Origin of the sequence: Tepidimonas fonticaldi (assembly GCF_007556755.1) — a bacterium.
Taxonomy (GTDB): Bacteria; Pseudomonadota; Gammaproteobacteria; order Burkholderiales; family Burkholderiaceae_C; genus Tepidimonas; species Tepidimonas fonticaldi.
In genome coordinates, this window is sequence record NZ_VJOO01000030.1 from 20,390 (window position 1) to 28,814 (window position 8,425).

General features: G+C 68.1%; 5 protein-coding genes. All 5 read left to right on the forward strand.

Going from position 1 to position 8,425, the window contains the following annotated elements:
* The first annotated feature begins 7 nt into the window (after positions 1–7).
* Positions 8–2,587, forward strand: a complete 2,580-nt coding sequence (gyrB, locus tag Tfont_RS12120) for a DNA topoisomerase (ATP-hydrolyzing) subunit B (RefSeq protein WP_143969636.1) — start codon at positions 8–10, stop codon at positions 2,585–2,587.
* Positions 2,588–2,862: 275 nt separating this feature from the next.
* The gene (locus Tfont_RS15130) at positions 2,863–3,048 is read left to right on the forward strand and encodes a type II toxin-antitoxin system YafQ family toxin (RefSeq protein WP_246094593.1); all 186 of its coding nucleotides are present in this window, start codon (positions 2,863–2,865) and stop codon (positions 3,046–3,048) included.
* 62 nt (positions 3,049–3,110) lie between these two features.
* Positions 3,111–3,872, forward strand: a complete 762-nt coding sequence (locus tag Tfont_RS12130) for a cation transporter (protein ID WP_132963610.1) — start codon at positions 3,111–3,113, stop codon at positions 3,870–3,872.
* Positions 3,873–4,003: 131 nt separating this feature from the next.
* Positions 4,004–5,080: an IS5 family transposase gene (locus Tfont_RS12135; RefSeq protein ID WP_260682380.1), complete on the forward strand. Its 1,077-nt coding sequence runs from the start codon at positions 4,004–4,006 to the stop codon at positions 5,078–5,080.
* A gap of 271 nt (positions 5,081–5,351) precedes the next feature.
* Entirely contained in the window at positions 5,352–8,105 is a 2,754-nt protein-coding gene (acnA, locus tag Tfont_RS12140; protein ID WP_143969638.1) for an aconitate hydratase AcnA, read from the forward strand.
* Positions 8,106–8,425 lie beyond the last annotated feature (320 nt).

Here is an 8,425-nt window from a genome sequence, read left to right on the forward strand (position 1 = left end):
AGTCTCCATGAGCGAATCCCAGACCCCTCAAGCGCCCGGCACGGGCTACGGCGCCGACGCCATCCAGATCCTCGAAGGCCTGGAGGCGGTGCGCAAGCGCCCCGGCATGTACATCGGTGACACCTCCGACGGCACCGGCCTGCACCACCTGGTGTTCGAGGTGGTGGACAACTCCATCGACGAGGCGCTGGCCGGCCACTGCGACGACATTGTCGTCACCATCCACACCGACAATTCGATCAGCGTGGTGGACAACGGGCGCGGCATCCCCACCGGCATCAAGTGGGACGACAAGCACGAGCCCAAGCGCAGCGCCGCCGAAATCGCGCTGACCGAGCTGCACGCCGGCGGCAAGTTCAACCAGAACAGCTACAAGGTTTCCGGTGGTCTGCACGGGGTGGGGGTGAGCTGCGTCAACGCGCTGTCGCGCTGGCTGCGCCTGACGGTGCGCCGCGACGGCAAGGTGCACCTGCTGGAGTTTGCCCGCGGCGTGGTGCAAAACCGCCAGATCGAGCGCGCGGCGGGCCCCGACGGCCAGGTGGTGGAGGTCTCGCCGATGCGGGTGCTGGGTGCCACCGACAAGCGCGGCACCGAGGTGCACTTTTTGCCCGATACCGAGATCTTTCGCGAGAACCACGACTTTCACTACGAGATCCTGTCCAAGCGGCTGCGCGAGCTGAGCTTTCTGAACAACGGCGTGCGCATCCGCCTGATCGACGAGCGCACCGGCAAGAGCGACGACTTTTCCGGCGCCGGCGGGGTCAAGGGCTTCGTCGAGTTCATCAACGCCGGCAAAAAGGTGCTGCACCCCACGGTGTTCCACGCCACGGGCGCGCGGCCAGCCGACAGCTATGGCGGCATCCCCGGCACCGAGATCGGCGTCGAGGTGGCCATGCAGTGGAACGACGGCTACAACGAAAACGTCCTCTGCTTCACCAACAACATCCCGCAGCGCGACGGCGGCACGCACCTGACCGGCCTGCGCGCGGCGATGACGCGCGTGATCGGCAAGTACATCGAGCAAAACGAGCTGGCCAAGAAGGCCAGGGTCGAGGTCAGCGGCGACGACATGCGCGAGGGGCTGTGCTGCGTGCTGTCGGTCAAGGTGCCGGAGCCGAAGTTTTCCAGCCAGACCAAGGACAAGCTGGTCAGCTCCGAGGTGCGCGCGCCGGTGGAGGACATCGTCGCCAAGGCGCTCACCGACTACCTGGAAGAGCGGCCCAACGATGCCAAGATCATCTGCGGCAAGATCGTCGAGGCCGCGCGGGCGCGCGAGGCGGCGCGCAAGGCGCGCGAGATGACACGCCGCAAGGGCGTGCTCGACGGGCTGGGGTTGCCTGGCAAGCTGGCCGACTGCCAGGAGAAGGACCCGGCGCTGTCGGAGATCTACATCGTCGAGGGGGACTCGGCCGGCGGCAGCGCCAAGCAGGGCCGCGACCGCAAGTTCCAGGCCATCCTGCCGCTGCGCGGCAAGATCCTCAACGTCGAGAAGGCACGCTACGAAAAGCTGCTGTCCAGCAACGAGATCCTGACCCTCATCACGGCGCTGGGCACGGGCATCGGCCGCGCCAGCGAAGACGACGCCGGGCGCGGCAAGAGCGGCGCGGACGACTTCGACATCGCCAAGCTGCGCTACCACCGCATCATCATCATGACCGACGCGGACGTGGACGGCGCCCACATCCGCACCCTGCTGCTGACCTTTTTCTACCGCCAGATGCCGGAGCTGGTGGAGCGCGGCCATATCTACATCGCGCAGCCGCCGCTGTACAAGGTCAAGGCCGGCAAGGAAGAGCTGTACCTGAAGGACGATGCCGCGCTGGACGCCTTTTTGTTGCGCGTCGCGCTCAAAGAGGCCAGCCTGCACACCGGCGGCGCCCAGGGCACGGTGCTGGCCGGCGAGACGCTGGCCGAACTGGCGCGCCAGCACCAGGCGGCCGAGGCGGTGATCGCCCGGCTGTCGGCCTTCATGGACGCCGAGGCGCTGCGCGCCGTGGCCGACGGCGTCGCGCTCGACCTGGACGACATGGAGGCCGCGGCCCGCAGCGCCGCCGCCCTGCAGGCCGCGCTGCGCGAGGGCAGTGCCACCGGGGTGCCGGCCGAGGTGAGCGCCGAGTTTGATGCACGCGCGGACAAGCCGCTGCTGCGCATCAGCCGACGCCACCACGGCAACGTGCGCTCCAGCGTCATCACGCAGGATTTCGTGCACGGGGCCGACTACGCCGTGCTGGCCGATGCGGCCCGCACCTTCCAGGGCTTGCTGGGCGAGGGCGCCAAGGTCGTGCGGGGCGAGGGCGAACGCGCCAAGGAAGCGCCGGTGGCCGATTTCCGCTCGGCGATGCGCTGGCTGCTCGCCGAGGCGGAGCGCACCACCAGCCGCCAGCGCTACAAGGGCCTGGGCGAGATGAATCCCGAACAGCTCTGGGAAACCACGATGAACCCCGAGGTGCGCCGGCTGCTGCAGGTGCGCATCGAGGACGCCATCGAGGCCGACAAGGTGTTCACGATGCTCATGGGCGACGAGGTCGAGCCGCGCCGCGTGTTCATCGAAACCAACGCGCTGCGGGCGGCGAATATCGATGTGTGAGTGAGCGGCGTCTGCCCCAACACCACCTGGAGTGCCCAAGGTGGTGGAGTCATACAATCACCTGACCGTGTCGCATGTGAGAGACAAAATCGGGCCCAAGGAGGATTCGTTCATGGCCCAGACCTCGATGCTGCACGTTCGGGTGGAATCAAAGCCCGCCAGCAGTAAGCGGGCGCCGTTGCCGCGGGTGAGCGACTACACCAAGGCGTTCCTCAAAGACTGGGAGCGCCTTTCGCGCTCGGGGCCGCTACGACCTGAAGCGGCTGAAGGAGGCGATGTTGCTGCTGATTGGCAACGATGCGCCGTTGGGGCCCGAATGGCTGGATCACCCGCTGAAGGGCGAGTGGGCGGATCATCGCGAATGCCACATCGGCGGCGACTTCCTGCTAATCTACCGCCTGGAGGGCAACGCCATCGTCTTCGTGCGGGCGGGCACGCACTCGGATTTGTTCGAGGAGTGATCCGTGTGTAAGGGTTTGGTGTGACACCCATGTGGAATCGCAGCGTATTTTCCGTACCGAAGATGGATTGCCCGTCCGAGGAAAACCTCATCCGCATGGCGTTGCGCGACCTGCCGGACGTGGTGTTGGCCTTCGACCTGGCGCAGCGCCGTCTGACGGTGCAGCACCCGGGGCCGGCCGAGGCGGTGCTGGCCCGGCTGGAGCGGCTGAACCTGGGCGCGCGTCTGGCGCACACCGAGCCGGTAGCGCAGCCGTCCGCCCCGCCGGCGTCGACCGACGCGACCGAGTCGCGCGTGCTGTGGACCCTGCTGGCCATCAACGGGGCCATGTTTTTGCTGGAAATCGGGGTGGGCATCGTGGCCCAGTCCACCGGTCTGTTGGCCGACGCGATGGACATGTTTGCCGATGCCGCGGTGTACGGCGTGGCGTTGTTTGCCGTCGGCCGCTCGGCCGCCCGCAAGGTGCAGGCGGCGCATCTGGCGGGGTGGTTGCAGCTGACGCTGGCCTTGCTCGCGCTGGCCGAGGTGGGGCGGCGCTGGGTGCAGGGCAGCGAGCCGGTGTCGGCGCTGATGATGGGCGTGGGGGTGGTGGCCCTGGTGGCCAATGTGGCCTGCCTGTGGCTGGCGGCGCGGCACCGGGGGCTGGGCGCCCACATGAAGGCGAGTTACATCTTCTCCGCCAACGACGTGCTCGCCAACCTGGGGGTCATCGTGGCGGGCCTGCTGGTGGCGTGGACCGGCTCGCGCGTGCCCGATCTGGTCATCGGGGGCGTGATCGGGTTGGTCGTGCTCGACGGGGCGCGGCGGATACTGGCGCTGCGCTGAATGCCCATGCCGCCCGCCCGTGACCCCGCCCCGGCGCCGTGCGTGCTGGCCACGGGTTTGGTCAAACGCCATAGGGCACTTCTCGAAACCTCCCTCCCCCTTGCAGCCCGTGAGCCGGCATGATGGCGCCCATGAGCACATCGCGCATCAAGCCCTCGTCCTTCTGGCGCTCTCAGCCCGGCGCTGACCTGTTCGTGCAAGACCAACGCCAAGCCAAGCTCGGCGGCTTCATCGCCAACCTGGCAGCAATGGACGAACTGATCGACTTCGCGGCCATTGCCGCCCGGGTCGACACCGCCTGCCCTCGCGCTGACCGTAGCAAAGGCGCTCGCCCGCCGTACCCCACCGAGGTGATGGTGCGGCTGCTGTTCATCCAGTCGCTGTACAACTTGAGCGACGAGGACTGCGAGTACCAGGTGCTGGACCGCATGAGCTTGCCGCACTTCTGCCGCCTGGACGCAGCACTGCACATCCCCGATGCGCGCACGCTGTGGAGTTTCAAGCAGCGCTTGGCCCAAGGCGGTCTGGGCGGCCGCGCCATCTTCGAGGCGGTGAGCCTGCAGTTGCAGCAGCACGGCTACATCCCGCGTGGCGGGCAGATCGTGGACGCCAGCATCGTGCAGGCACCGGTGACCCAGGCGAACAAGGACGAGCGCGAAGCCCTCAACGAAGGCCGCAGGCCCGAGGGCTGGAATGCCAAGCGGCTGCAGCACACCGACCGCGACGCGTGCTGGACCAAGAAGCACGGCAAGAGCGTGTATGGCTACAAACTGCACGCCAACACGGATGCGCGCTACAAGCTGATCCGCCGGGTCAAGGTCACGCCGGCCAATGTCGATGACGGCCAGACGCTCAAGGAGGTGCTGGACCGCGCCAACACCGGCGCGCGGCTGCTGGCCGACCGAGGCTACGACGCGCAGACCAACCGGGCGTTGCTGCAGGCCCACGGGCTGCGCGACGGCATCGCGCGGCGTGCCAAGCCCGGGCAGGAGCGGCGCGTGCGACTGGACGCGCGCAACAAGGCGATCAACCGCGTCCGCGCCAGAGGCGAACATGTGTTCGCCGGCCTCGAGCAGTTGGGCGGCAAGTGCGTGCGGGCGATGACGCTGGCGAGAAACGAACTGGCGATCCTGCTCAAGTGCGCGGCGTACAACGCCAAGCGGCTGGTCTGGCTGGTGCGCCATGACCCGTGCGGGTGTGCGCGATGAAGGGAGAGGTGCGCCCGCTGCAGCCTGCAAACGCCGTTTTGCAGGGCCTCGGGCGCCCGCCAAGGCTGCGATGACGGGGCCTGAGCGGCACCGAGAACCCCGAACTGAACGACGCGAGCGCCCTCATGCCGGTTCAGCCTTCGGAAATGGGGTTTTGCGAAGTGCCCTGCAGGAAGGTCGCCATTTCCGGCATAATTGGGCGCTTGACGCCGGCGCCGTCTCCGCGCGCCGCGCGGATTCTCCCCTCCTCGCTGCAGCCACGGAGCCCCACATGGCCGACTCCTTCGCCACCCGCGCGCATCTCGACCTCAACGGCAAGACCTACACCTACTACAGCCTGCCGAAACTGGCCCAGCGATTCGATCTGGCGAAGCTGCCGTACTCGATGAAGATCCTGCTGGAGAACCTGCTCCGGCACGAGGACGGCGTCACCGTGCTGCCCGAGCACATCGAGGCGGTCGCGAAGTGGGATCCGCTGAAGGAGCCGGACACCGAGATCGCGTTCATGCCCGCCCGCGTGGTGCTGCAGGACTTCACCGGCGTGCCCTGCGTGGTCGACCTCGCCGCGATGCGCGACGCGGTGACGCGGCTCGGCGGCAACCCGGCCCAGATCAATCCGCTGATCCCGTCCGAGCTGGTGATCGACCACTCGGTGCAGGTCGACGTGTTCGGCCGTCCGGACGCGCTCGACCTCAACGGCAAGATCGAGTTCGAGCGCAACAAGGAGCGCTACAGCTTCCTGCGCTGGGGCCAGAAGGCGTTCCGCAACTTCAAGGTGGTGCCGCCCAACACCGGCATTGTGCACCAGGTGAACCTCGAGTACCTCGCGCGCGTGGTCGTCGAGCGCGAAGTGGACGGCGTGCTGCAGGCGTTCCCGGACACCGTGTTCGGCACCGACTCGCACACCACCATGATCAACGGCATCGGCGTGCTCGGCTGGGGCGTCGGCGGCATCGAGGCGGAAGCGGCGATGCTCGGCCAGCCCTCGTCGATGCTGATTCCGCAGGTGGTCGGCTTCAAGCTGACCGGCCGGCTGCCGGAGGGCTCCACCGCCACCGACCTCGTGCTCACCGTCACCCAGATGCTGCGCAAGCTCGGCGTGGTCGGAAAGTTCGTCGAGTTCTTCGGCGACGGCCTGCAGCACCTGCCGCTGGCCGACCGCGCCACCATCGCCAACATGGCGCCCGAGTACGGCGCCACCTGCGGCATCTTCCCGATCGACGCCGAGGCGCTGAACTACCTGCGCCTGTCCGGCCGTCCGGAGGCGCAGATCGCGCTGGTCGAGGCCTACGCCAAGGCGCAGGGCCTGTGGCACGAGCCCGGCCAGGCGGAAGCGCAGTACTCCGCGGTGCTGCATCTCGACCTCGGCGACGTCAAGCCGTCGCTGGCCGGCCCGAAGCGCCCGCAGGACCGCGTGCTGCTGCAGGACGTGCAGGCCAACGCGCGCGACGCGATCGCCGGCCTCACCGCCAAGCGCACGCCGAAGGCGGCGGTCGAGACCATGGCCGCCGAGGGCGGCGCGCAGCCGCAGGCCGCGCACCTGGCCGCCCGTCCGATCTCGAAGCTGCGCATCCAGGACCAGGACTGCGAGCTCACCGACGGCTCGGTGGTGATCGCCGCGATCACCTCCTGCACCAACACCTCCAACCCGGCGGTGATGCTGGGCGCCGGCCTGCTCGCGCGCAACGCCGCGCGGCTGGGCCTGAAGGCCAAGCCGTGGGTGAAGACCTCGCTCGCACCGGGCTCGCTGGTGGTCACCGACTACCTGAAGAAGGCCGGCGTGCTCGACGATCTGGAGAAGCTCGGCTTCTACGTGGTCGCCTACGGCTGCACCACCTGCATCGGCAACTCCGGCCCGCTGCCGGACGAGGTCTCGCGCGCGATCGCCGAGAACGACCTCGTGGTCGCCTCGGTGCTGTCGGGCAACCGCAACTTCGAGGGCCGCGTGCACCCCGAGGTGAAGATGAACTACCTCGCCTCGCCGCCGCTGGTGGTCGCCTACGCGATCGCGGGCACGGTCGACATCGACCTGAGCAAGGACCCGCTGGCGCACACGCCCGACGGCAAGCCGGTCTATCTGCGCGACATCTGGCCGAGCAACAAGGAGATCGGCGACGTCATCGCCGCGACCATCGGCCCGGAGATGTTCGCCAAGAACTACGCCGACGTGTTCAAGGGCGACACCCGCTGGAACCAGATCGAATCGCCGGAGGGCGAGTCGTACAAGTGGGACGCCTCGTCGACCTACATCAAGAACCCGCCCTATTTCGACGGCATGAGCATGAACGTCGGCACCATCGACGACGTGCACGGCGCGCGCGTGCTGGGTCTGTTCGGCGACTCGATCACCACCGACCACATCTCCCCGGCCGGCAGCATCAAGAAGGACTCGCCGGCGGGCCGCTACCTGATCTCGCGCGGCGTGCAGCCGGCCGACTTCAACAGCTACGGCTCGCGCCGCGGCAACGACGAAGTGATGGTGCGCGGCACCTTCGCCAACATCCGCATCAAGAACCTGATGCTGGGCGGCGAGGAAGGCGGCAACACGATCTACTTCGGCAAGGACGGCTCGCGCGAGAAGCTGGCGATCTACGACGCGGCGATGAAGTACAAGGCCGACGGCGTGCCGCTGGTGGTGATCGCCGGCAAGGAATACGGCACCGGCTCCTCGCGCGACTGGGCGGCCAAGGGCACCAAACTGCTGGGCGTGAAGGCGGTGATCGCCGAGAGTTTCGAGCGCATCCACCGCTCCAACCTGGTCGGCATGGGCGTGTTGCCGCTGCAGTTCCTCGACGGCCAGAACGCGCAGACGCTCGGCCTCGACGGCACCGAGACCTACGACATCGTCGGCCTCGCCGACGGCCAGTCGAAGACCGCCACCGTCATCGCCCGCAAGGCCGACGGCGGCGAGGTCCGCTTCGAGGTGCGCGTGCTGCTGCTGACGCCGAAGGAAGTCGAATACTTCCGCCACGGCGGCATCCTGCATTACGTGCTGCGCCAGCTCGCCGCGAAGAAGGCCGCCTAAGCCGCTGCGGATCGGGCGGAAGCCCCGCCCGCGCCAGCGGCGCGGGCGTTCGGAAGGGCCGCGCGGCAGTGCCGCGCAAGCGGCCCTCCCTCACCCGCCACGGCGGCATCCTGCATTACGTGCTGCGCCAGCTCGCCGCGAAGAAGGCCGCCTAAGCTGCTGCGGATCGGGCGGTCGCGCCATGTCACGCCATAGGGCACTTCTCGAAACCTCCCTCCCCCTTGCAGCCCGTGAGCCGGCATGATGGCGCCCATGAGCACATCGCGCATCAAGCCCTCGTCCTTCTGGCGCTCTCAGCCCGGCGCTGACCTGTTCGTGCA

Coding starts and splice junctions, on each gene's coding strand:
- gyrB (WP_143969636.1), top strand. CDS start 8: ATGAGCGAATCCCAGACCCCTCAAGCGCCCGGCACGGGCTACGGCGCC.
- Tfont_RS15130 (WP_246094593.1), top strand. CDS start 2,863: ATGTTGCTGCTGATTGGCAACGATGCGCCGTTGGGGCCCGAATGGCTG.
- Tfont_RS12130 (WP_132963610.1), top strand. CDS start 3,111: ATGGATTGCCCGTCCGAGGAAAACCTCATCCGCATGGCGTTGCGCGAC.
- Tfont_RS12135 (WP_260682380.1), top strand. CDS start 4,004: ATGAGCACATCGCGCATCAAGCCCTCGTCCTTCTGGCGCTCTCAGCCC.
- acnA (WP_143969638.1), top strand. CDS start 5,352: ATGGCCGACTCCTTCGCCACCCGCGCGCATCTCGACCTCAACGGCAAG.